Origin of the sequence: Mesorhizobium sp. YM1C-6-2 (genome assembly GCF_003666685.1) — a bacterium.
Lineage (GTDB): Bacteria > Pseudomonadota > Alphaproteobacteria > Rhizobiales > Rhizobiaceae > Mesorhizobium_K.
The window spans coordinates 437,757-461,261 of record NZ_RCIZ01000004.1 but is presented as its reverse complement, the minus strand read 5'-3'; the positions used below and the strand labels follow the sequence as shown (position 1 = coordinate 461,261).

The 23,505-nt window shown below is 65.1% G+C and carries 23 protein-coding genes; 11 read left to right on the top strand and 12 right to left on the bottom strand.

The genetic code is table 11. From position 1 onward, the window contains the following. The 5 genes from D8676_RS14065 to D8676_RS14045 form a co-directional block, all read left to right on the top strand. On the top strand, positions 1 to 702 hold a 702-nt coding region (locus D8676_RS14065), incomplete at its 5' end, for an amino acid ABC transporter substrate-binding protein (RefSeq protein ID WP_147448196.1). A gap of 345 nt (positions 703 to 1,047) precedes the next feature. After that, positions 1,048 to 1,728, top strand: a complete 681-nt coding sequence (locus tag D8676_RS14060; protein WP_121581571.1) for an amino acid ABC transporter permease — start codon at positions 1,048 to 1,050, stop codon at positions 1,726 to 1,728. After that, entirely contained in the window at positions 1,725 to 2,492 is a 768-nt protein-coding gene (locus tag D8676_RS14055; protein WP_121581569.1) for an amino acid ABC transporter ATP-binding protein, read from the top strand. Before D8676_RS14060 ends, D8676_RS14055 begins: the two co-directional genes overlap by 4 nt. A gap of 107 nt (positions 2,493 to 2,599) precedes the next feature. Beyond that, positions 2,600 to 2,827 carry a hypothetical protein gene (locus tag D8676_RS14050; RefSeq protein WP_245426799.1) on the top strand — a complete coding sequence of 76 codons (228 nt, stop codon included), beginning with the start codon at positions 2,600 to 2,602 and terminating at the stop codon, positions 2,825 to 2,827. Beyond that, positions 2,824 to 3,159, top strand: a complete 336-nt coding sequence (locus D8676_RS14045; protein ID WP_121581567.1) for a hypothetical protein — start codon at positions 2,824 to 2,826, stop codon at positions 3,157 to 3,159. Before D8676_RS14050 ends, D8676_RS14045 begins: the two co-directional genes overlap by 4 nt. 136 nt (positions 3,160 to 3,295) lie before the next feature. Here the strand turns inward: D8676_RS14045 and D8676_RS14040 are convergent, their stop codons facing one another. From D8676_RS14040 to D8676_RS14025, 4 genes are all read right to left on the bottom strand, one after another. After that, on the bottom strand, positions 3,296 to 4,804 hold the full coding sequence (locus tag D8676_RS14040; protein WP_121581565.1) for a leucyl aminopeptidase: 1,509 nt from the start codon (positions 4,802 to 4,804) through the stop codon (positions 3,296 to 3,298). 203 nt (positions 4,805 to 5,007) lie between these two features. Beyond that, positions 5,008 to 5,616 carry a DUF3011 domain-containing protein gene (locus D8676_RS14035; RefSeq protein WP_121581563.1) on the bottom strand — a complete coding sequence of 203 codons (609 nt, stop codon included), beginning with the start codon at positions 5,614 to 5,616 and terminating at the stop codon, positions 5,008 to 5,010. 17 nt (positions 5,617 to 5,633) lie between these two features. Continuing rightward, complete coding sequence (locus tag D8676_RS14030) at positions 5,634 to 6,083, bottom strand: hypothetical protein (RefSeq protein ID WP_121581561.1); 450 nt, start codon at positions 6,081 to 6,083, stop codon at positions 5,634 to 5,636. An 82-nt stretch (positions 6,084 to 6,165) separates the two neighbouring features. After that, positions 6,166 to 6,582: a hypothetical protein gene (locus D8676_RS14025; protein ID WP_121581559.1), complete on the bottom strand. Its 417-nt coding sequence runs from the start codon at positions 6,580 to 6,582 to the stop codon at positions 6,166 to 6,168. A 650-nt stretch (positions 6,583 to 7,232) separates the two neighbouring features. On the opposite strand from D8676_RS14025, the gene lptF reads away from it, so the two are divergent. The 5 genes from lptF (at position 7,233) to rsmA (ending at position 13,906) form a co-directional block, all read left to right on the top strand. Then, a complete protein-coding gene (lptF, locus tag D8676_RS14020) occupies positions 7,233 to 8,426 on the top strand; it encodes an LPS export ABC transporter permease LptF (RefSeq protein WP_121581642.1) in 1,194 nt (397 codons plus the stop codon). Then, positions 8,423 to 9,511, top strand: a complete 1,089-nt coding sequence (lptG, locus tag D8676_RS14015) for an LPS export ABC transporter permease LptG (RefSeq protein WP_183097100.1) — start codon at positions 8,423 to 8,425, stop codon at positions 9,509 to 9,511. The genes lptF and lptG overlap by 4 nt, the downstream gene beginning before the upstream one ends. Next, positions 9,511 to 11,937 (top strand): LPS-assembly protein LptD, encoded by a 2,427-nt coding sequence (locus D8676_RS14010; RefSeq protein ID WP_245426797.1) that lies wholly within the window; start codon positions 9,511 to 9,513, stop codon positions 11,935 to 11,937. The genes lptG and D8676_RS14010 overlap by 1 nt, the downstream gene beginning before the upstream one ends. 167 nt (positions 11,938 to 12,104) lie before the next feature. Further along, complete coding sequence (locus D8676_RS14005; protein WP_183097097.1) at positions 12,105 to 13,052, top strand: peptidylprolyl isomerase; 948 nt, start codon at positions 12,105 to 12,107, stop codon at positions 13,050 to 13,052. A gap of 5 nt (positions 13,053 to 13,057) precedes the next feature. Then, positions 13,058 to 13,906 carry a 16S rRNA (adenine(1518)-N(6)/adenine(1519)-N(6))-dimethyltransferase RsmA gene (rsmA, locus tag D8676_RS14000; protein ID WP_121581555.1) on the top strand — a complete coding sequence of 283 codons (849 nt, stop codon included), beginning with the start codon at positions 13,058 to 13,060 and terminating at the stop codon, positions 13,904 to 13,906. 19 nt (positions 13,907 to 13,925) lie between these two features. On the opposite strand, the gene D8676_RS13995 is transcribed toward rsmA, so the two are convergent. The 8 genes from D8676_RS13995 to fabD all read right to left on the bottom strand — a co-directional run bounded on the left by D8676_RS13995 (position 13,926) and on the right by fabD (position 21,271). Then, complete coding sequence (locus D8676_RS13995; RefSeq protein ID WP_121581554.1) at positions 13,926 to 14,639, bottom strand: DNA helicase; 714 nt, start codon at positions 14,637 to 14,639, stop codon at positions 13,926 to 13,928. 171 nt (positions 14,640 to 14,810) lie between these two features. Next, on the bottom strand, positions 14,811 to 15,464 hold the full coding sequence (gene gmk / locus D8676_RS13990; RefSeq protein WP_121581552.1) for a guanylate kinase: 654 nt from the start codon (positions 15,462 to 15,464) through the stop codon (positions 14,811 to 14,813). A gap of 3 nt (positions 15,465 to 15,467) precedes the next feature. Beyond that, the gene (locus D8676_RS13985) at positions 15,468 to 16,358 is read right to left on the bottom strand and encodes a YicC/YloC family endoribonuclease (protein ID WP_121581550.1); all 891 of its coding nucleotides are present in this window, start codon (positions 16,356 to 16,358) and stop codon (positions 15,468 to 15,470) included. A 144-nt stretch (positions 16,359 to 16,502) separates the two neighbouring features. Further along, positions 16,503 to 17,687, bottom strand: a complete 1,185-nt coding sequence (gene mltG / locus D8676_RS13980; protein ID WP_121581548.1) for an endolytic transglycosylase MltG — start codon at positions 17,685 to 17,687, stop codon at positions 16,503 to 16,505. 96 nt (positions 17,688 to 17,783) lie between these two features. Continuing rightward, positions 17,784 to 19,046: a beta-ketoacyl-ACP synthase II gene (gene fabF, locus D8676_RS13975; RefSeq protein ID WP_121581546.1), complete on the bottom strand. Its 1,263-nt coding sequence runs from the start codon at positions 19,044 to 19,046 to the stop codon at positions 17,784 to 17,786. A 37-nt stretch (positions 19,047 to 19,083) separates the two neighbouring features. Beyond that, entirely contained in the window at positions 19,084 to 19,320 is a 237-nt protein-coding gene (locus D8676_RS13970; RefSeq protein ID WP_121581544.1) for an acyl carrier protein, read from the bottom strand. A gap of 214 nt (positions 19,321 to 19,534) precedes the next feature. Then, positions 19,535 to 20,272, bottom strand: a complete 738-nt coding sequence (gene fabG / locus D8676_RS13965) for a 3-oxoacyl-[acyl-carrier-protein] reductase (RefSeq protein WP_121581541.1) — start codon at positions 20,270 to 20,272, stop codon at positions 19,535 to 19,537. 57 nt (positions 20,273 to 20,329) lie between these two features. After that, a complete protein-coding gene (gene fabD / locus D8676_RS13960; RefSeq protein WP_121581539.1) occupies positions 20,330 to 21,271 on the bottom strand; it encodes an ACP S-malonyltransferase in 942 nt (313 codons plus the stop codon). A gap of 321 nt (positions 21,272 to 21,592) precedes the next feature. On the opposite strand from fabD, the gene D8676_RS13955 reads away from it, so the two are divergent. Further along, complete coding sequence (locus tag D8676_RS13955; RefSeq protein ID WP_245426813.1) at positions 21,593 to 23,389, top strand: LTA synthase family protein; 1,797 nt, start codon at positions 21,593 to 21,595, stop codon at positions 23,387 to 23,389. Positions 23,390 to 23,505: the final 116 nt, after the last annotated feature.

Below are 23,505 nucleotides of genomic sequence, written 5' to 3'. Positions count from 1 at the left end.
GAAAACCTCGACGCCATCAAGGCGGCCGGGGTGATCAAGATCGGCACCGAGGGCACCTACGCGCCCTTCACCTACCACGACCCGAGCGGCAAGCTGGTCGGCTTCGACGTAGAGATCGGCGAGGCGATCGCCGCAAAACTCGGCGTCAAGCCGGAATTCGTCGAAGGCAAGTGGGACGGGCTGATCGCCGGCCTCGACGTCAAGCGCTACGACGCCGTCATCAACCAGGTCGGCATCACCGAGGAGCGCAAGGCGAAGTTCGACTTTTCCGAGCCCTACATCGCCTCCAAGGCCGCGCTGATCGTGCGCGAGGACAATGCCGACATCAAGGCTTTCGCCGATCTCAAGGGCAAGAAGTCGGCGCAGTCGCTGACCAGCAACTACGGCAAGATGGCCGAGGCGGCGGGCGCCGAACTGGTCGGCACCGACGGCTTCGATCAGTCGATCGCGCTCGTCGTGCAGGGCCGCGCCGACGCCACCATCAACGACAGCCTGTCCTTCCTCGACTTCAAGAAGAAGAAGCCCGACGCGCCGGTGAAGATCGCCGCGACCGAGGAGGAAGCCGCCTATTCCGGCGTCATCGTGCGCAAGGGCGACCCGGAGCTGGTCGCCGCCATCAACAAGGCGCTCGAGGACATCAAGGCCGACGGCACCTACAAGACGATCGCCGACAAATATTTCGGCCAGGACGTCTCGCAGTAAGGCGGGTCTGACAGGCTGGCACTGACTTCCGCGGGCGGAGTGGTCGACCCCCACTCCGGTTTGCCTCGCAAACCACTTCTCCCCCGATCGACGGGGGAGAGGAAAGCCGGCGCGAGCGGCACCCTTCCTCTACCCCACGAAAGTGGGGAAGAGGCGGCTCGCCCGTAGGGCGAGACGGAGTGGGGTCGGCTCACCACATCGCGTTCGACTCCCTCCCGCCGCACGCAGGCGAGCCGCCGTCCTCCGGGGGATGACGGCGCAGAACTATCCCGGCATCATGATCCCCATGCGATCGCCCTGCCATCGGGAGGCGGGCATCGCGCCCGCTGACCGGAGGTTTCGCCCGTGCCGCACTGGCTGCAACTGATGCTCGATTCGCTCTGGCCGCTGCTGTGGGCCGGGCTCGTCTTCACCATTCCGCTGACGCTGATCTCCTTCGTGCTCGGCCTCTCGCTCGGCCTTGTCTCGGCGCTGGTGCGGCTGTTCGGACCGTGGCCGCTGGCAGGCGCGGTGCGCTTCTATGTCTGGATCATCCGCGGCACGCCGCTTTTGGTGCAGCTCTTCCTGATCTTCTACGGGCTGCCCTCGGTCGGCATCCTGCTCGACGCCTTCACCGCCGGCGTCATCGGCTTCACGCTGAACATCGGCGCCTATACGTCGGAGATCATTCGCGCGGCGATCACCTCGGTCGCCAAGGGCCAGTGGGAGGCGTCGTTCTCGATCGGCATGAGCTGGGGGCAGACGATGCGCCGCACCATCCTGCCGCAGGCGGCCAGAGTCGCGGTGCCACCGCTCTCCAACACCTTCATCTCGCTGATCAAGGACACCTCGCTGGCGGCGGCGATCACCGTGCCGGAGCTGTTCCAGGCGGCGCAGCGCATCGTGGCGACGACCTACGAGCCGCTGATCCTCTATGTCCAGGCGGCGCTGATCTACCTCGCCATCAGCTCGGTGCTGTCGGCGCTGCAGACGCGGCTGGAGGCGCGGCTCAACCGCTATGGCGGCTTCATGGAGGCGCGCGCATGATCGAGCTCCAGCATATCGTCAAGCAGTTCGGCGACAATGTCGTCCTGAAGGACGTCAGCGTCGTCTTCGCCGAGGGCACGGTCACCGCGCTTGTCGGGCCCTCGGGCGGCGGCAAGTCGACGCTTCTGCGCTGCATCAACCTCCTGGAGATACCGACCTCGGGACGCGTCCAGATCGGCACGGAGGCGATCGACTTCCAGCCGGGCGCGAAAATCGGCTGGGCGTCGATCCAGAAGCTCAGGCGCCAGACCGGCATGGTGTTCCAGAATTTCCAGCTCTTTCCGCACCGCACCGCGATCGACAATGTGGCGGAAGGGCTGTTGACCGTGCTGAAATGGCCGAGGGAGCGGGCGCGGCAGCGGGCGATGGAGCTTCTGGAAAAGGTCGGGCTGGCGCACAAGGCCGACGCCTGGCCGGCGACGCTGTCTGGCGGCCAGCAGCAGCGCGTGGCGATCGCCCGGGCGCTCGCCCCCTCGCCGCGCGTGCTTCTGTGCGACGAGCCGACCTCGGCGCTCGACCCGGAGCTGTCGGGCGAGGTGGTCGAGGTGCTTGCGCAGCTTGCCCGCGAGGGCACCACGATGGTGATCGCCACGCATGACCTCAGGCTCGCGTCCACCATCGCCGACGAGGCGATCTTCCTCGAGGCCGGCGTGGTGGTCGAGAAGGGCAGCGACCTGTTCTCGATGCCGCAGCGCGAGCGGACCAAGCGCTTCATCGCGACGCTGACGCAGGCGCCCGCCGAGCAGGCCGGCAGCGGGATCTGAGGATGCGGAAAATAATGGCTGCAACGACACGTTGTGGCCACCTTCCGCACTAGTCTGCCACGTCAGTCTGTCGGGCGGGCCGGGCGGACCAAGCGAGGAGGCAGCTCTTGCTCCTATCCCTCCTGCGCGTCCTGCTGGTCGCGGTCATCCTCATCGTCTGCCTTTCGCTGGCGCTGGCCGTCGGCCTCGTCCTTGCGGAACTCGGCTTTCTCGGCAGTTGCCAGGACGGCGGCTGCCAGCTGGTGGCGGCGATCTACGTGATGCCGCTCGGCGGCGTGGCGCTCTACCTGCTCAGCCTCGCCGTCTGGTCGTTCAAGGTGAGGAAAGCGCAGTGAAACCGTCGGTCCTTCGCCGTGCCCTGGCGCTTGCCTGCGCCGTGCTTGCCGGCGCGGCAGCGGCGCAGCCGGCGAAACAATTCCCGGAGGCGAGCGAGGCCGTGCCCGAACTGATCGAGGCCTGGAAACAGGCGGATTCAATCTGCCGAGGCGTGCCGGGCGGCGACGTGAAGGTGGCGGCGGCCTGCCTGTCGCGCTCCGTCTACGGCGCGGCGATCAACGAACGCGGCTGGTGCCTGGGCAAGGAAGGCGAGGACAATGCCAGCATGGACTGGCACGAATGCGCGGCGGGCTCGCTGCGCTTCCCTCCGTTCAAGCTGCCGGATTTCTAGGGGTCTCGCCATACGGGGAAAATTACGCACGGAGAGGCCGCGCACGCTGCTTCGATCATCCCTCACCCGGATTGCCAACCTCGCGCTTCGCGCTCGGGGCAATCCGACCTCTCCCGCAAGGGGAGAGGTAAGTCCCTCACCCCTCGTAGTGGTCGCGCACCAGGCGGTCGAGCAGGCGTACGCCGAAGCCGGAGCCCCAGGACTGGTTGATCTCGCTGGGCGGCGAGGAGAGCGCCACGCCGGCGATGTCGAGATGCGCCCAGGGCGTGTCCTTGACGAAGCGCTGCAAGAACTGGGCGGCGCTGATCGAGCCGCCGAAACGGCCGCCGATGTTCTTCATGTCGGCATTCTTGGAATCGATCAGCTTGTCGTAGTCCGGCCCCATCGGCATGCGCCAGAGCCGTTCCTGCGTCGCCAGCCCCGCTTCCGTCAGGCGGGCGGAGAGCTCGTCGTCGTTGGAGAAGAGGCCGGCGTGGAACTGGCCGAGCGCCACCATGATGGCGCCGGTGAGCGTCGCCAGGTTGACCATGAATTTCGGCTCGAAACGCTGGGCGCAGTACCAGAGCGCGTCGGCGAGCACGAGGCGGCCCTCGGCGTCGGTGTTCAGCACCTCTATGGTCTGACCCGACATCGAGGTGACGATGTCGCCCGGACGCTGGGAATTGCCGTCCACCGCGTTCTCGACGAGGCCGATGATGCCGACGACGTTGGCCTTGGCCTTGCGCGTGGCCAGTGCGTGCATCAGGCCGGTGACGGCGGCAGCGCCACCCATGTCGCCCTTCATGTCCTCCATGCTGCCGGCGGGCTTCATCGAATTGCCGCCGGTGTCGAAGGTGACGCCCTTGCCGACGAAGGCGACCGGCTTGTCCTTGGCCTTGCCGCCGTTCCACTGCATGACGACGAGGCGGGCACCGCGCGGGCTGCCCTGGGCGACGCCGAGCAGCGCGCCCATGCCGAGCTTGGTCATCTCCCTCTCGGTCAGGATCTCGACATTGACGCCGAGCTTCTCCAGCGCCTTCGCCTCGGCGGCGAATTCCAGCGGGCCGAGCTTGTTGGCCGGCTCGTTGACGAGGTCGCGCGCCAGCATCACGCCGTCCGCAACGGCTTCGGCGGCGGCGAAGGCTTTTTTGGCAGCGGCGGGATCGGCGCAATGGATGACGAATTTCGACGGCTTCTTGTCGGCCGCCTTGCCGTCGGCGTCGTCCTTCCTGGTCTTGTACTTGTCGAAGCTGTAGCTCCTCAGCAGGATGCCGGCGGCCACGGCCGCCGCTTCCGCGCCGCCGACCTTTGCGGCGGCTTTCGCTTCCGGCAGGTCGAGCACGACGGCGACCTCTGCGGATTTGCGGAATTGCGCGGCGATCTGCCCGCCGAGCTTCAGCCAGTCGAACTCCTTGAGGTTCGCGGCCTTGCCGACGCCGAGCACGACCAGCCGGTCGAGCGGCGAGCCTTGCGGCGCAACCACCTCGACCGAAGAGCCCGACTTGCCGGAGAAGTCGGCGACCGCGAAGGCGCGCTTCAGCGTGTCCGCGGGACCATACGCCTTCGCCGCCTTGCCGAAACCGCCATCCTCAGCCGACAGGAGGACGGCACTGCCCTTTTTGGGGGCCGCGTGCCTGGCAAAGGTGATGGAGGGTCTGGTCGTCATGATTTTCCTGCGGGGGTTCGGCGGACGGTTTCTATAGATGCTTGTCGTGCCGGACATTTGGCGGTTTTGCGGCGTTTGGCAAGTCTGCGAACCGTCACAAGGCGTCTGCTCGCCCCGTCGGCGTACAGCCTGCGACAGGCGAGAGCGGCCACTGCAGCCATGCCGGGGACGTGCGGGCAAACGCACGCCCCCGTTGCATTGTGTCAGTTGTCGGGGTCGTCTACCAGGCAGCCAGCGCCGTGACAGCCCTGGTAATTCCCCTCGGTATCGAAGTTGGGATTGCCATCCCTGTCGAACTGCGGCCTCGTGTCGATGTCCCCGTCATCGTCGGGATTGTCCACCATGCAACCGACTCCGTGGCAACCGCTGTATCCGCTGTCGTAGCGGTAGTTGCTGGTGGCGTGGGAATGCTTCCGATGATTGTCCTGTGCCATCCCCTCCACCAGGGCGCCCAGCACAGCGCCGGCGGCCACGGCGCCGACATCGTGACCGCGGTGATCATACTGCCTTGCGCCGGGATCGTAGCTGTCGCCACGGCCATGATGATAGCCGCCGACATCGGCGAAAACGCCGGCGCATCCTTGCGCAACCCAGATGTAACGGCTCTTCGGGTTGTATCCCCATGTCCGGTTCAGGATGCAGGCGCTGCCCGATATCTGGTGAATGAGCTGAGGCTTCCTGAGCGGGCCGGCATAACACTCGTCATACTGATAGTTGTGCGACCTGCATTCGACCGTGGCCTCGGCATTGGCGCTGGACGCAGTGGCCCATACCGCGATCCCAAACGCGGCCGCAGCAAAATATCTCAACATCGTCGTCTCCTTGAGGCTTAGTCGTTGATGGCGGTGATCCTGACCGTCTGCTGCTTGCAGGCATCGTCCCCGCAGACGCCGTTGAACCAGACTTCGCCGTCGCCGATCATCACACCCTGCCAGTTCGCGAACAGCGTCGCATAGGTCTGCCTGGCGAGCGCAGCCTTGACCTTGCCTGTGACGATCTGGTCGTAGTCGGCGACAAAATGCTTCCGGTCCCGGATCTTCACTGCCTTGTCGTTGATGCGCGCCTGAAACGGATAGTCGACCATCGATGCAACCGTTTCCTTGTCGCCCGCGCCGACAGCCTTCTTCAGCTTGTCGAAAAACGCCGCATAGGGGGCGTGATCGCCGAACAGGGTGTCGAGGTTGCCGTTCACGTCGGAGGCGCTTTGCGCACCAACCGCGCCGGCGGCGCCCAGGACAATCGAAATGGCCGAAACCAGGACCACAAAAGCTTCACGCACGGTCGTTCCCTCTCTCCGAAAATCCATCCGCCGGCGCTCCGGGCGGCGAGATGAAAGCTTCACCTTGAAGCGCAGTCTGCAATCATTCCGTCACTGTCTCGGCGAAACACCGGGCCAGGTCGGCCGGCGCTCCGAGCTTCCTGGCCCAGGCCACGAGTTCAGGCTTTTCGGATGGGTCCGCCCAGCCGCCCCAGACGTCGCGAAACCGCTTCTTCCCATTGGCCGCCTGGAAGAACATGACGCCGTCATCGCTCGCCGGCGTGGAAACGTAGGCAGCGCTCCAGTCGCCACTCTCCATGATGGTCTCGAGCTTCACCTGGGCAGGCTTGATCCTGTGTTCCATCGCCGAGGCAACGAGCGGGGCGTATTCCTGCTTGCGCGCCTCGGTCACCTCGACCTTTACGCCGTCGCAAGCATTGCCTGCGGCGAAAGTGGAAGTCGGCGCTACCGCCAGTCCCGCCGCACCGACGAGCGCGATTGCGGCGGTCGTTCTCGTCATCGCTTTTCGGGCGAGAGTGCAAAAGCCTGCCCGCCCGGGAATTCGCGACACTCTATCGTATCCACCGAAAGCTGAATGGGGGTCCAACTCGGGGCGGGCCGAAAGCAGACCGCTGAATTGATTAGGGTTCACTAAATTTAGAAACCTCGAAAATACTGCGACGAACCACGGTTTTTTGATTAAAGCTTTCAAGAACTGTCGAAACCTCCAACACGACCTCAATACTAAGCAAAAATACTTAAAAAATCAGCCAACCGAAAGAAATTTACGGAGGATTTGAAGGGAGGGAAAATCCAGCGTGACAGAGTGACGCCTGACGACGTCGGCGAGATGGACGGGCTGCGCCGAAGGACCGGAAAACTGACGCCGGGGCATCGTGCTCCGAACCGGGAACTTGCTGCGCAGGAGCCCGGACAACCATTCATTAACCGCCTTTCTTGGCCCTTCGTTAGCCAATCTGGATCACTGTCCAGGCAAGCAGCGACACCAGCGCAATGCGTGCCACGATACCGGCCATGTTGCCGGCCACGATACGGGCACCGGTTGTGCTGGCAGCGGCGGGCGGATAGTTTGAGCGCCATATCCCCGCCATGGAGGAGGCGGCCAGTTACGATTCGCCTCACTCCTGCCGCAAGGACGTCCCGCACCCCATGAAGGTCATCGAACGCTACATTTTCCGGCGCGCCCTGATGCTCTTCTGCGCAGCCCTGGCCTGGACGCTGGCGATCGTGTGGACGACCCAGATCCTCACCCGCATCAACCTCGTCACCGACAGCGGCCAGTCCGCCCTCTCCTTCTTCGAGATCGCGGCGCTCATCCTGCCGTCGGTGCTGCCGATCGTCATGCCCTTCGCGGCGGTCATCGCGATCGCGCAGACGCTGACGGTGATGAACAACGATTCGGAGCTGGTGGTGATCAGCGCCGCCGGCGGCTCCAAGATGACGATCATCCGCCCGGTGATGCTGCTCGCCGTGATCGCCAGCATCGTGTCCTTCGCCATCGACAACGGCGTCGACCCCTATGCGCGCCAGCGCGGGCGCGAACTGGTGGCCGCCGCCCGCGCCGACCTCCTGTCGCTTGTCATCCAGGAAGGCACGTTCCGCAAAATCGAGGACGGGCTGTTCATCCAGATCGGCGAGCGGCTGGCCGACGGGCGGCTGGGCGGCATCTTCGTCGCCGATTCGCGCACCGAAGGCACCGACCTCGTCTATTACGCCAAATACGGGACGGTGGTGGAAAAGGGCGACGAGAACGTGCTCGTCATGCAGGACGGCGAAATCCACCGAAAACTGCCCGGCAACGACATTTCGGTCATCCGCTTCCTGTCCTACGCCTTCGACCTGTCGGTGTTCACCGCCTCGAACGGCACGCCGAAGCTCTATCCGAAGGACCGCACGCTTCCCTATCTCTTCAACCCGGACCCCCATGACCCGGAATTCAAGAAGAGCCCGCAGTCGTTCCGCGCCGAGTTGCACCGACGATTCACCGAATGGGTCTATCCGATTGTTTTCGCGCTGATTTCGCTTGCGGTCATCGGCAATGCGCGCTCGCATCGTGAAGGCCGCATCAACCCGCTGGTGACGGCTGTCACGATCGCGCTCGTCGCCCGCTGGGCGGGCTATTTCGCGGCCAACCAGGTGCAGTCGTCGGCAAATCTGTGGCCGGTCGTCTACCTGATCCCGCTCGGCTTCTCGGCGGTCTCGATCTGGTTCATCGCCACCAACCGGACGATGGAGCTGCCGGTGACGCTGGCCGACCGGCTGATTTCGGGCCTGCGCCTCATCGGCGACCGCATGATGTTCATGCGGTTCTGGCGCCGCGACGCATCCGAGGGGGCCACCTGATGGGCTGGACGCTCGGACGCTATTTCTTCTTCCGCTACGCCGCCATCACGACGTGGTACTTCATCGGCGTCTACGCGCTGGTCACGCTGATCGACTTCACCGAGTTCTCCAGCCGCACGATGGGGCTGCCGGGCTTCAGCATCGGACTCGCGCTCTCCGTTTCGGCGCTGCGCGTGCCGATGATCATGCAACAGGCAGTGCCATTCATCGGGCTGATCGCGGCGATCGCGACGCTGGTCTCGCTCAACCGCAAATACGAGCTGGTGATCGCGCGCTCGGCCGGCATCTCCGCCTGGCAGTTCCTCTTCCCCTGCTGCCTGGGCGCGCTCATCTTCGGGCTGCTGACGGTCGGCGTCCTCAACCCGCTCGCCGCGCACGCGATCTCGCGCTCGGAAATGATGGAGACCCAGTTCCGCTCGGGCAAGTCGAACGCCGTCAACGCCTTCTCGGCGCCGTGGCTGCGGCAGAAGACGGCGGACAGCGACACCATCATCGGCGCGCGGGCGGTGCTCAACCAGGGCATGGAGCTTGCCGACGTCACCTTCTTCTCGCTCGACAAGGAAGGCGACATCATCGAAAGGCGCGACGCGGCGCGCGCCTATCTGCGCGACGGCTACTGGGAACTGCACGACGTCAGGCGGATTCGCGACGGAAACCAGCTGCCCAGGCTGGAAACCGACCGGGTTCCCACGAATCTCAGGCCGGAATTCGTGCAGGAGAGGCTGGCGCGGCCCGAAACCATCCCCTTCTACGAGCTGCCCGAGAAGATCGAGGTGGCCCGCTCGTTCGGGCTCAGGGCCAGCACTTTCGCCACCCAGTTTCATACGCTGATGGCGCTGCCTTTCCTGCTGGTCGCCATGACGCTGATCGCGGCGACGGTTTCGATGCGTTTTCAGCGCATGGGGCAGTCCGCGACGATGATTTTGGGTGGCGTGCTCGCCGGCTTTCTGCTTTATGTCGTTTCCGTACTAGTTAAAGCTTTTGGAAATGCGGGATTCGTGCCGTCTTTCATCGTGGCCTGGATACCGGTTGTGGTGGCAATGTTTTTCGGGGTAACTTTCCTGCTGTACAAGGAGGACGGTTAGTGGGGGTCGCGGCAACGCTGGACCGCAGATCGGCCAGGCTGACGCGCTTGCTCGGCGCGACGGCGCTCGCCTGCCTGTTCGCCGCCGCCGTGATGCCCGAATCGGTCTTCGCGCAGAGCGTCACCGACCTTGGGGCCAATATCCCCGAGGGCAGCGAGATGCTGCTCGAGGCCGACACCCTCATCTATGACAACAACGACGAGACGGTCACCGCGTCCGGCGGCGTCAGGATCGACTACGGCGGCAACCGGCTGGTCGCGAATCAGGTGACCTACGACCGGCGCTCGCGCCGGCTGGTCGCCGTCGGCGACGTGCAGATCGTCGATCCCCAGGGCACGACGGTCTATTCCGACAAGATCGACGTCACCGACGACTTCGGCGACGGCTTCGTCAACGCGCTGCGGGTCGAAACCGTCGACAAGACCTATTTCGCCGCTGAAAGCGGCGAGCGCCGCGGCGGCTTCCTGACGACGTTCAACAACGGCGTCTATACGGCCTGCGAGCCGTGCGAGGACAAGCCCGACAAGGCCCCGGTGTGGCGCATCAAGGCCAAGAAGATCATCTGGAACCAGAAGGCCAAGACGGTCCGCTTCGAGAACTCGTCCTTCGAGTTCCTGGGCATGCCGCTCGGCAACTTCCCGGCCTTCGAGATCGCCGACCCGACGGTCAAGCGCAAATCCGGCTTCCTGTTCCCGGGCGTCAGCTTCAAGAGCGATCTCGGGGCCGGCATTTCGATCCCCTACTACATCGCCCTTTCGCCGACCTACGACCTGACGTTGACCGCCACCGGCTACACCGAGCAGGGCTTCCTCGCCGAGGCCGAATGGCGCCAGCGCTTCAACAACGGCGAATACAGCGTGACGATGGCCGGCATCAACCAGGCCAATCCGGACGCGTTCGACCCGAACACGGTCGATTCCGGCCCGACCGGCGACCCCAACGAATTCCGCGGCATGATGGGCACGCAGGGCCGCTTCGCGATCAATTCGCGTTGGGATTTCGGCTGGAACGTGCTGCTCCAGAGCGACAAGAATTTTTCGCGCACCTACGGCATCGGCGACTACAGCAGCTTCGTCTACCGGTCCGAGGTCTTCATGACCGGCCTCGACGACCGGAACTATTTCGACCTGCGCGGCATGCATTTCGACGTGCAGGAAAGCACGCTCGACCGGAACCAGAACGGCACCGAGAATTTCGACGCCCGCGACAGGGAGCAGCCCTGGGTGCTGCCGAGCTTCGACTATTCCTATACGCCGGACGAGCCGGTGTTCGGCGGCGAGCTGAACTTCGACCTCAACGCACGCGTGATCAGCCGCGACAAGCTGGACTTGACCTATTTCGACAACACGACGGATGTCGAAACCGTCAACGGCACCGAGAATTCGTCGAGCCGATTGACCGCGGAAGCCGAGTGGAAGCGTTCCTTCATCACCGACGGCGGACTGGTGATGACGCCGCTGCTGGCCTTCCAGGCCGACACGACGCAGGTGAACTACTCGCCCGATTCGGTCGCGGCCATCGAGAACATGGCGCTGAACCATCCAGGCGGCAGCTGGGCGACCGATATCCGGGACGCCTATCATCGCTTGCTGGCAACCGCCGGGCTCGAGCTGCGCTTCCCGCTGCTCTTCGCGTCAGAGAATTCCAGCCACGTGCTCGAGCCGATGGCGCAGCTCTTCGCCCGTAACGACGAGCCCTATGCCGAGACGCTGGGCATGCCGAACGAAGACGCGCAGAGCTTCGTCTTCGACGCAACGTCGCTGTTCGATCGCGACAAGTTCGCCGGCTACGACCGTATCGAGGGCGGCACGCGCGCCAATGTCGGCTTCCGCTATTCGGGCGCGTTCGGCAACGGCTGGACCACCAACGGCATCATCGGCCAGTCCTACCATCTGGCCGGGGAAAACTCCTTCGCCGCCCCGGATCTGGTCAATGCGGGCGCCTATTCGGGCCTGGAGACCGACACGTCCGACTTCGTCGGCCTGATCGGCTTCGCCGCGCCCTTCGGCCTCTCGGCCTCGGCCAGCGCCCGCCTCGACGAACAGACGCTCGAAATGCGACGCGGCGAGCTCAAGGCCGGCTACACCGGCGACATCTTCGCCGTCTCGGCGAAATACGCCTTCATCCAGGAACAGCCGCTCTACGGTTTCGACGAGGATCGCCGCGAGGTTTCGCTCGGCGGCTCCATGCGTTTCCACGAGAACTGGCGGCTGTTCGGATCGGGCACCTACGATTTCGAGAAAAGCGTGATGGTGAAGGATGCGCTCGGCCTCGCCTATGACGACGAGTGCTTCACCTATCTGATGACCTTCGCCGAGGAGCGCGACCGCGATACGAGGGAAGTGACCCAGACCTTCGGGTTCAACGTGTCGTTCCGCACGCTCGGCGATTTCGGCTCCGGCACGAAGTCCTTCACCGATCTGTAATTGACGGGTAGGATCGTTCCGGAAGCCGGTTGTTGCTTTTCGCTTGGGCAACCCAGTGGTTCGGGATCGTGCCCGAAGGCCGGCCGGCGACATTCTTTCGCCGTATAGCGAAGGCATGGGACAACAAACGCCCGGAAGAAGAAAGCCGAGGACAGGAAGCCAACGAGATGTTTTTGATGAGGAAAGGCCTCACGTCAGCGGGCCTTGCGCTCATGATCGCAGCAGCAGCGCCGGCCGGCCTGGCGTTCATGCCCACGCCGGCAGCCGCCAGCGAGATCAAGGTCATCGTCAACAGGACCCCGATCACCACCTACGACATCCAGCGCCGCGCCGCCTTCATGAAGCTGCAGCGCCGCAAGGGGAACCTGAACGAGCAGGCCGAGCAGGAGATGATCGACCAGGCGCTGCGGCTGGCCGAGGCGCAGAGGCTCGGCATACGTATTACCGACGACCAGGTCGACGCCGCCTATAACAATTTTGCGAAGTCCAACAAGATGACCGTCAAGCAGCTCGACGGCATCATGTCCCAGACCGGCGTGACCAAGCCGCACTTCAAGGAATTCATCCGCGCTCAGATGAGCTGGAGCCAGGCGCTCGGCGCACGCGGGCGCGGCGGCAACCGCATGAGCGAGCAGGATGTGGTTCGACGCATGCTGCAGCAGGGCGGCGCCAAGCCGACAGCGACGGAGTACATGCTCCAGCAGGTGATCTTCGTCGTGCCGGCCAGCGAGCGCGGCAAGATGGCCCAGCGCAAACGCGAGGCGGAAGCCATGCGCGCGCGTTTCAACGGCTGCAACAGCACCCGCGAGTTCGCCAAGGGCCTGCTCGACGTGACGGTGAAGGATCTCGGGCGCAAGCTTGCTCCCGAGCTGCCGCCGGACTGGGCCGAGCAGATCAAGAACACCAAGGTCGGCGGCGCCACGAGCGTGCGCGAAACCCCCAATGGCGTCGAGTTCATCGGCATCTGCTCCAGTCGCGAGGTCTCCGACGACCGCGTCGCGAGGCTGACATTCCAGATGGAGGGCACCGGCGCCGCGGAGAACGAGGGGGGTGAGGAACTGAGCAAGAAATACACCGCCGAGTTGCGCGAGAAAGCCAAGATCGTCAAGCGCTGACGTCCATGCAGGGGGACGCCGGCGTTCGCGCAAGTCTGGATGGGCTGCCGCCGCTTCGCGACGTGATCGAGCGGCATGGGCTGCAGGCGAAGAAATCGCTCGGCCAGAATTTCCTGCTCGACCTCAATCTCACGAGCAAGGTGGCGCGCACCGCCGGCGACCTTTCGCAGACGACCGTCATCGAAGTAGGCCCCGGGCCGGGCGGGCTGACCCGCGCGCTTCTGATGAACGGCGCGCGGCGCGTTGTCGCCATCGAGCGGGACGAACGCTGCCTCGCGGCGCTCGCCGAAGTCTCCGCACACTATCCCGGCAGGCTCGAAGTCATCCCGGGCGATGCCCTCAAGACCGATTTCGCCGCGCTGGCCGATGGCGGGCCGGTGCGCATCGTCGCCAACCTGCCCTACAATATCGGCACGGAACTCCTCATCCGCTGGCTGACCGTGCCATCGTGGCCGCCCTTCTATGCGTCGATGACGCTCATGTTCCAGCGCGAGGTCGCCGAGCGGGTCGTGGCCGCGCCGGCGACGGCAAACTATGGCCGGCTCGGCGTGCTGGCCGGCTGGCGCACGCAGGCGAAGATCGCCTTCGACGTGCCGCCGCAGGCCTTCACGCCGCCGCCTAAAGTGACCTCGTCGGTGGTGCACCTCGTGCCGCGGGAAAGCCCCCTGCCCGCCGACGTGAAGAAGCTCGGCCGGGTCACGGAGGCGGCGTTCGGCCAGCGCCGCAAGATGCTCAGGCAGAGCCTCAAGAGCCTCGGCGGCGAACGGCTGCTGGAGGCGACTGATATAGACGGGACACGGCGCGCCGAGACGCTTTCCGTCGAGGAGTTCGTCCGGCTGGCGAACGCGATCTGAGGCGATCAGGCGGAAGCGCTCAGTTGAGCGTCTGGAAGCGGACCTCGCCGTCGTTCAGGAAACACGCCTTGTCGAACAGGCCGAGGTCCAGCGGGTTCGGCAGCCGGATGTCGTCCATGTCGGGGACGGGCTTTCTCGACGGATCGTAGGAGCGGTCGATCTGCGAGATGAAGACGAGGATCAGACCTCTCTCGCGGGCGAACGACTTCAGCTTGCGGACCTGACTGTCGAGCTCCGGGTTCTGGCGCTTCTGGTCGAGGAGCTGCAGATAATCCACGACTGCCACTGTGCCCTCGGACGCGCTTTCCAGCGAGGCGACGATGTAGTCGGCGCATATCGCATCGGAATTCTCGAAGACAAACAGCCGGTCGAACCGGGCCGGCTCCGCGCCGATCGCCCGAAAGCGGTCGAGGACGTTCTCCTGCGTGTATTCGAGAGTGAAGAAAGCGCCCTGGCGGCCAGCCTTCATGGCTTCCACCGCAAGCTCCAGACCGAACAGCGTCTTGCCGTGCCCCGGCCGCGCACCGACGAGCAGCAGATCGCCGGGCCGCAGATGCCGGAGCAGCGTGCGGGCCGGGCTTGCCGCCGCCATCCTGGCGGCGAGCAGGCTCCAATTGCCGAACCCTTCGCCAACTGCGATCCGGTCGAGTGCCGCGTGGTGGGAGATGCTCTCCTGGCGGGAGAGAAGCCTGGCCCGGCGCTTCAGGCGATAGACGGGAGCGGACAGTTTCATCAAAACCTCCTATGCGAGCCCAGTTCGCAATCCCTCCTCATGCGACGCTCGAACAGTCGGTTGAGACCGTGAAACCGGCCCTGCACGGATCATGCTTCCCCGGATGGAGGGAGGAGGCGCGGGCCGGCGCCTGATTCGCATTCTAGCCCGGCGCGGCGATGCCGCGAAAGATCACACCTTCTCGTCGAGCAGGCCGGAGACGAAGTCGAAGAGACCCGGGCGGCGGTCACGCCGCAGCCGCTCGCCGGTGACGATCGCCACCACTTCGGTGAAGGCGCGGTCGAGATCGTCGTTGATGACCACGAAGTCGTATTCGCCCCAATGCTCGATCTCCTCGCGCGCATTGAGCAGCCGCGTTTCGATCACCGATTCCTGGTCCTCGGCACGGCGCTTGAGGCGCGCTTTCAGCTCGGCCATGGAGGGCGGCAGGATGAAGATGGAGACGATGTCGCCGCGCATCTTCTCGCGCAGCTGCTTGGCGCCCTGCCAGTCGATGTCGAACAGCATGTCGCGGCCTTCGGCCATCGCCTTTTCGGCCGCAGCGCGCGGAGTGGCGTAGAAATTGCCGTGAACCTCGGCCCATTCGAGAAGCTCGTCATTGTCGCGCAGGCTCTCGAACTCCCGCTTGCTGCGGAAGTGATAGTGTCGGCCGTCTATCTCGCTGCCGCGCCGGGGCCTCGTCGTGACGCTGACCGACAGTTCAAAATCCTTGTCGCTCTCCAGGAGATTGCGCGCGATTGTCGACTTGCCGGCGCCCGAGGGCGACGACAGAACGAGCATCAGCCCCCGACGGCGAATGCGGGAACCGATATCGTTGACGGCCATCTGCTACTCCAGATTCTGGACCTGCTCGCGGAACTGATCGACGACCGCCTTCAGCTCCAGCCCGATGGCGGTCACTGTGGCGGCGTTCGACTTCGAGCAGAGAGTATTCGATTCGCGGTTAAATTCCTGTGCCAGGAAGTCGAGCTTGCGGCCGACGGCGCCGGCCGATCCAAGCAGGCTGCGCGCCGAGGCGACATGCGTCTTCAGCCGGTCGATCTCCTCGCGGATGTCGGCCTTGGTGGCGAGGAAGGCGGCCTCCATGTGCAGCCGGCTCTCGTCCAGATTCGCCGAGGCGTCCATCAGCAGGCGGACCTGCTCGGCGAGCTTCTGGCGGATCAGAGCGGGATCGCGCGACGGATCGGCCTCGGCTCTCAGCGTCAGCCCCTCGATAACGTCGACATGGCCGAGAAGCAGCGCCTTCAGCGCCTCGCCCTCGGCCCGGCGGGCGGTCTCCAGCCCGGCCAGCGCATCGTTGAACGCCGCAAGCAATGCGGCGTCGAACGCCGCGCGGAACTCCTCGTTCTCGATCGGCTCCGGCAGGTCGAGCACGCCGCGCAGGGACAACAGGCCGTCGGCACTGGCCGGCGCAACGCCGAACTGCTCCTGCAGGCGCTGCGCCAGACCCGCGACATCCTTCAGGAAGGCCTCGTTGACCACGGGCTGCGCCTGCTGCAGGCCGGCCTTGCCGAGGGTCAGCGTCGCTTGGAAATTGCCGCGGGCGAAACGCTTCTGCACGGCCTGGCGCACCGCCGGCTCCAGACGCTCGAAGCCCGGCGGCAGGCGGAGCCTGAGCTCGACGCTCTTGCCGTTGACCGACTTGACCTCCCAGGCGATGGAAACGCCGTCGTGATCGGCTGCGGCGCGTGAAAAACCGGTCATGCTTTGCAAAGTCATGATCTTTGCACGTCCCCCTGTCGCCTTTTCGCAATCCCCGGGAAACCGGTTGCCACTTTCCCGGAATTGCTCTTTCAGCCACTTCTCACGGCGGCCTTGTTTTGTCGAGCGTCCTGCGCCTCGGCGCAGGGCGAAGAGGACAGCCTACTGCGCGGTCGATGCGGGTGTGGCTTCGTTCTGGGCGGCCTTCGCCGCCTCCTCGCGCTGCTTCCTCTGGATGGCGCGCCAGCGGGCGACGTTCTCGTTGTGCTCCTCGAGCGTCGTGGCGAAGACATGGCCGCCGGTGCCGTCGGCGACGAAATAGAGATCCTTGGTCTTCGACGGATTGGCGACGGCTTCCAGCGACTCGCGGCCGGGATTGGCGATCGGCCCCGGCGGCAGCCCGTTGATGGTATAGGTGTTGTAGGGCGTCGGCTTGTCGATGTCGGACTGATAGATCGGGCGGTCGGCCGGCCTGCCCTTACCGCCGAAGAGGCCATAGAGAATGGTCGGGTCCGACTGCAGCCGCATGCCCTTGTTCAGCCGGTTGATGAAGACGGCCGCGACGCGCGAGCGCTCGTCGGAGACGGCGGTTTCCTTCTCGACGATCGAGGCCAGCGTCACGAACTCGTTGATGTCGGCAAGCGGCAGGCCGGAGACGCGGCGGTTCCAGATGGTCTCGACGAGGCGCTTCTGGTCGGCCAGCATCTTGTCGATGATCTGCTGGCGGGTGGCGCCGCGGGTGAAGCGCTGCGTGTCGGCGATGAGGCTGCCTTCCGGCGGCATCTCGGCCGGCATGTCGCCGGTCAGCGCCTCGTGCTCGGCGATGCGCTGGAACGCCTGCTCGACGGTCAGCCCTTCCGGGATGGTCAGCGACGCCAGCACCGACTTGCCGCTTTCCAGGAGCTCCATGATGTCGCGCATCGAAGCGCCGGCCTTGATCTCGTACTCGCCGGCCTTCAGCCCGGAATCACGATCATAGGCGCGCACGCCGAGCCGGAAGATGCGCGAGTCGCTGATCAGGCCTCGCCTTTCGAGTTGCTCGGCGATCTCGGCTACGCCCGTGTTCGGCCGAACCATGAAATTGGTCGTGGTCGTCGAGGGGCCAGGGCCGTCGAACTCGCGCTTGCCGATATAAAGCGCCAGTCCCACCACGATGACCGCCAGCATGGCGCCGGTGACGATGAAGTTCATGAAGACGACGATCTGGCTGCGCGAGGCACGCGAACGCTTCGGCGGCGGGGTGCCGAGTTCGGGCCGCAGAGCCTCGCTGGCCGTCTTCGGGACGATCGGCTGCGGCGGAAGGCTCCGTCGGCCGAATTCCCCATTGCTTGCCGGTTCGCTGCTCATGTCGCCTCAACTCTGTCTGTCGGATCGACTCTCCCCCGAGAGCGCAGGCCGAAGCCTAAGTCCGAATATGGCAAAAATCGCGGCGGCCGAGCGTACTCAGCCGTTATAACGCTGGAATACGAGCGAGGCGTTGGTGCCCCCGAAGCCGAAGGAGTTCGAAAGCGCGACGTCGATCTGGCGCTTGCGCGGCTTGTTGGGCACGAGGTCGATCGGCGTTTCGCGTTCGGGATTGTCGAGATTGATGGTCGGCGGCGCGATATTGTCGCGGATGGCCAGCAGCGAGAAGATCGCCTCGGCAGCACCTGCGGCGCCGAGCAGATGGCCGATCGACGACTTGGTCGAGGACATCGAGATCTTCGAGGCGGCATTGCCGGCGAGACGCTCGACGGCGCCGAGCTCGATCGTGTCGGCCATGGTCGAGGTGCCGTGCGCATTGATGTAGTCGATGTCGGCCGGCGTCAGCTTGGCGCGGTTGAGCGCCGCGGTCATGCAGCGGAACGCGCCGTCGCCGTCCTCGGAAGGGGCGGTGATGTGGTAGGCGTCGCCGGTCAGGCCGTAGCCCACCACCTCGGCATAAATCTTGGCGCCGCGCGCCTTGGCATGTTCCAGCTCTTCCAGAACGACGGCGCCGGCGCCCTCGCCCAGGACGAAGCCGTCGCGGTCGCGGTCATAGGGGCGCGACGCCTTCTCGGGCGTCTCGTTGCGTTCTGTGGACAGCGCGCGGCAGGCGGCAAAGCCGGCAACGCCGAGCGGCGTGATCGGCGCTTCGGCGCCGCCGGCGACCATCACATCGGCGTCGCCGAAGATGATCAGCCGCGCCGCGTCGCCGATCGCATGGGCGCCCGTCGAGCAGGCGGTGACGACCGCGTGGTTCGGGCCCTTGAGCCCATGGCGGATCGACACCTGGCCGGAGATCAGGTTGATGATGTTGGCCGGTACGAAGAACGGGCTGATGCGACGCGGCCCGCGTTCCTGCAGGATGATCGCGTTTTCGGCGATGCCTTCAAGCCCGCCGATGCCGGAGCCCATCAGGACGCCGGTGGCGCAGCGTTCCTGCTCGGTCTGCGGCTCCCAGCCGGAATCCTTCAGCGCCTCATCGGCCGCCGCGATTCCGTAGGTGATGAAGTCGGTGACCTTGCGCAGTTCCTTGGGCTCCAGCACGCTCTCGGGATTGAACGTGCCGTTGGAGCCGTCGCCGCGCGGAATCGAATGCGCGATCTTGGCGGCGTAGTCCGTGACGTCGAACTTGCTGATGCGGGTACAGGCGCTGCGCCCGCTCAGCAGCTCCTTCCAGCTGTGGTCGACGCCCGCCCCGAAGGGCGAGACGAGGCCCATGCCTGTGACGACGACACGCCGCATCGCTGGTGTCCCTGGACTGCCGGAAACGCAGGAATGCTCAGGCCGAAGCCTTGTCGATGTACTTCACGGCGTCGCCGACCGTCAGGATGGTCTCGGCGGCGTCGTCGGGAATCTCGACCCCGAATTCCTCTTCGAACGCCATGACGAGTTCGACCGTGTCGAGGCTGTCGGCGCCGAGGTCATCGATGAAGCTCGCCTGCTCGGTAACCTTCTCGGCATCGACGCCGAGATGTTCGACAACGATCTTCTTGACGCGCTCTGCGGTGTCACTCATTTGGGCATCCTCGCCTTATTGATGTCTGCCTTCGTTAGCCGCCGGAATGGCGCTAATCAAGCTCTAAAGATTGGCGCTCCCGGAACTCGGCGGGAGGCGCCGGGTCCCCGGAAAAACGCCGGGTCGGTGGCGCATTACACGAAAAAGCCCCGAGGTCCAAGGCGAAAAGCCGCCTGTGGACGAGCTTTCAGACCCTGGTTTTCGGGCCCCGGCCTCAGATCATCGCCATGCCGCCGTTGACGTGGATGGTCTGCCCCGTCACGTAGCCTGCCTCGTTGGAGGCGAGATAGGCGACGGCGGACGCCACCTCGGCGCTGGTGCCCATGCGCCTGGTGGGGATCGCCGCCATGATCGTCTCTTTCTGCTTGTCGTTCAGCTTGTCGGTCATCGCCGATTCGATGAAGCCGGGCGCCACGCAGTTGACGGTGATCGAGCGCGTGGCGATCTCCTGCGCCAGCGATTTCGAGAAGCCGATCATGCCGGCCTTGGAGGCGCAGTAATTGGTCTGGCCGGGATTGCCGGTAACGCCGACGACGGAGGTGATGTTGATGATGCGGCCGAAGCGGCGGCGCATCATCGGATGCGTCAGCTCGCGGGTCAGGCGGAAGACGGCCGTGAGATTGACCTCCAGGACCGAATCCCAGTCGTCGTCCGACATGCGCACGAAGAGACCGTCCCTGGTGATGCCGGCATTGTTGACCAGGATGTCGACGCCTTCGAGCTCAGCCTCGGCCTTCTGGCCCAGCGCCTTGACCTCGTCGCGATTCGTGAGGTTGGCGGGGAATATCTTCACCCTGTCGCCGAGCTTCGCGGCAAGGCCCTCGAGCTTCTCCACCTTGGTGCCGTGCAGGCCGACGATCGCGCCCTGGGCATGCAGCACCTCGGCGATCGCCTCGCCGATGCCGCCGGAAGCGCCTGTCACAAGTGCCTTGCGGCCGGTCAGTTCGAACATCTTTTTCTCCGATCCACGGTAGAGCACCCCCTTGGTAAGGGAGTGCTCCAGGAAATCCTAGCCCAGCGCCGCCAGCGCTGCCTCGACGTCTGCCGGCGCGCCGATCGCGGCGGTGGCGATGTCGCGGTTGATGCGGCGGGCAAGGCCCGAAAGCACCTTGCCGGCGCCCACTTCATAAAGCGCGGTGGCGCCATTGGCGCCGAACCATTCCACCGTCTCGCGCCAGCGGACGCGGCCGGTGACCTGCTCGACCAGCCGCCTGGCGATCTCGTCGGGATCGCTGAGCGGCGCGACCGCAACGTTCGACACGACGGGAACCGACGGCGCATTCCTGGCGACCTTCGACAGCGCCTCGCGCATGACGTCGGCCGCCGGGGCCATAAGCGCGGAATGGAACGGCGCGGAGACCTGCAGCATCAGCGCGCGCTTGGCGCCCTTGTCGGTGCAGAGTTTTGCGGCGCGCTCGACGGCCGCCTTTTCACCTGAAATCACAAGCTGGCCGCCGCCATTGTCGTTGGCGATCTGGCAGACCGAATCCTGGGCTGCCTCGGCGCAGGCCGCCGCCACGTCCGGCTCCTCGAGCCCGAGAATCGCAGCCATCGCGCCGACGCCCGCCGGCACGGCCGCCTGCATGGCGTTGCCGCGGATGCGCAGCAGCCGCGCCGCGTCGCCGACCGAGAACATGCCGGCCGCCGCGAGAGCCGAATATTCGCCGAGCGAATGGCCGGCGACCCAGGCGACCCTGTCCTTCAGGACAAAACCGCGCGATTCCAGCGCGCGGATCGCAGCCATCGACACCGCCATCAGCGCCGGCTGGGCGTTGGCGGTCAGCGTCAGCGTCTCCTCCGGGCCTTCCCAGATCAGTTTGGACAGTTTTTCCCCAAGCGCGTCGTCGACTTCCTCGAACACCTTCCGTGCCTCGGGAAACGTCTCGGCAAGGTCCTTGCCCATGCCGACGGCCTGGCTGCCCTGCCCCGGAAAGGTAAACGCGATCGCCATTCTGTAGGGTCCTTCTATCGTGACGACTGCCTGTGAAGCAGGCAGCTTGACCAAGTCAAGGGCAGTCGCAAGCCGTCCGGCAACCATCTGGCTGGAATAACGTCTGAAAAAATCGACGCCGGCTTCTCAATTCCGACACAGGGACTGGCTTTTTGTGAAGGAACCATGACAGGTGAATGACGTTCTATCGCGCATTGAGGATTTGAGTTGGCAAAGCAGAACGCAGTCATAACGCCTGCGGCGGAGGAAACCGGCGCTGGGCGATGGAAGCGCTGGCGCGAGCGGCGGACGCTCGAATGCGCCGGCTCGCTCCTTGTTTCGGTGGTCCTCTCCGCGGTCCTGGTCTTTCTGATCGAGCTGATCGCGCGCGGTTCGCTGCAGCAGACGCTCGATTTCTTCCAGCAGCCGTTCCGGCCGGGCTGGACGACCATCGTGCTGTTCACGCTTTTGCTCATCGGTTTCGACGCGCTGTTCGGCCGACGCCATAACGGCATATTGTTCATCGCGCCGCTTGCCCTGCTGCTTGCCGCAATCGGACACCAGAAATCGCTCTATCTCGGCGACCCGCTCTATCCCACCGACTTCCTCTATTCCCGCCAGATCATCGAACTGGCGCCGCTTCTGGTGCGCGAGCGGCCGATGACCGCCGCCTTCATCGTGGCGGGCGGCCTGGCGGCGATCATCCTGCATGTCGGGCTTTGGCGCTTCTGGCGCCGGCGCTTCCCGGCGATCCGCTGGAGGATGCGCGTGGCGAGGCTCGCCGTGGTGCTGCCGGCGCTCGCCTTCTTCGTCTCCATCATGGATTTCGCCACCTTCTCGTGGACCCGCGACCGGCTGCAGATCATCCCGATCATGTGGGACCAGAAGGAGAACTACGCGTCGAACGGCTTCGCCATCGCCTTTGCGCTCAACGTGCCGATGGCCAAGGTGAAGGCGCCGCCGAGCTACGAGGACGACGTGCTCGACGCCATCCTGCCGGGGCCGATCGGCATCTCGATGCCGGCGGACAAGCCCGACATCATCGTGGTGATGAGCGAATCCTTCTGGGATCCGACGCTGCTTCCCGACACCACCATCACACCGGACCCGATGCCGAACGTGCGCGCCATGCGCTCCGGCTCGATGTTCTCGCCGGAATTCGGCGGCATGACCGCCAATGTCGAGTTCGAGGCACTGACCGGCTTCTCCAACGCCTTCCTGCCCTATGGCAGCATCCCCTATCAGCAATATGTGCGCGGGCCGGTGCCCTCGCTGGCGAATTTCTTCCGGGCCGAAGGTTACGAGACGACCGCCATCCATCCCTTCGAGGGCTGGTTCTGGAACCGCGAGCACGTCTACAACTCGTTCGGCTTCGACCGCTTCCTCTCGGTCGAGAAGCTGCCGCCGATGGCGTGGCGCGGGCCACTGGTCTCGGACGAGGCGCTGACCGACGAGATCATCGAGCGCGCCGATGCGACCGAGCGGCCGTTCTTCACCTTCGCCGTCAGCCTGCAGGGGCACGGCCCCTATGAGCCGAACCGCTATTCGGACGCGAAGGTGACGGTGAATTCCGCCGCAACCTACCGGACGAACCAGTCGATCCGCTCCTACGCCGAGGGAATCGCCGACGCCGACCGCAATCTGAAACGGCTGATGGACTGGGCCGAGAAGCGCGACCGCCACACGGTCATCGTGTTCTTCGGCGACCACCTGCCGCCGCTGAACCAGGGCTATACGGAGACCGGCTTCCTCAAGGAGCCGGTGCCGGAGCGGCGGGAGCCGCCCGAGGCCCTCGCCCAGCACCGGGAGACGCCGCTCGTCGTCTGGTCGAACCGGACCGGGCCGATGAAGGATGTCGGCTCCATCAGCCCGGCGCTGATCCCGCTGAAGCTCTTCAAGGCCGCCGGCATCGAACATCCCTATTACACCGGCTTCCTCGGCCGCGTGGACGCGAGCTACGACGTCATCGAACGGCACGTGCTGATCTCGCCGAGGGGCGCGACGCCGGACTGGTCGCAGGAGAAGCGAATAGACCCGCTGATCAACGATTTCCGCCTGCTGCAATACGACGCGCTGTTCGGCAAGCAGCGGACGGTGAAGCGCTTCTTCCCGAACCTGCCCAAGCCGGCCGGGGTCTAGCGGCCAGCGGTCGCACAGACCGCCTACGGCTCATGTCGACCTGCTTCGGTCGTGCGGCAGGGGCGAGCCGCCCTGCCCCGTCGCTGGAGATATCCCCGCCCGACTTTCCGCGTCAG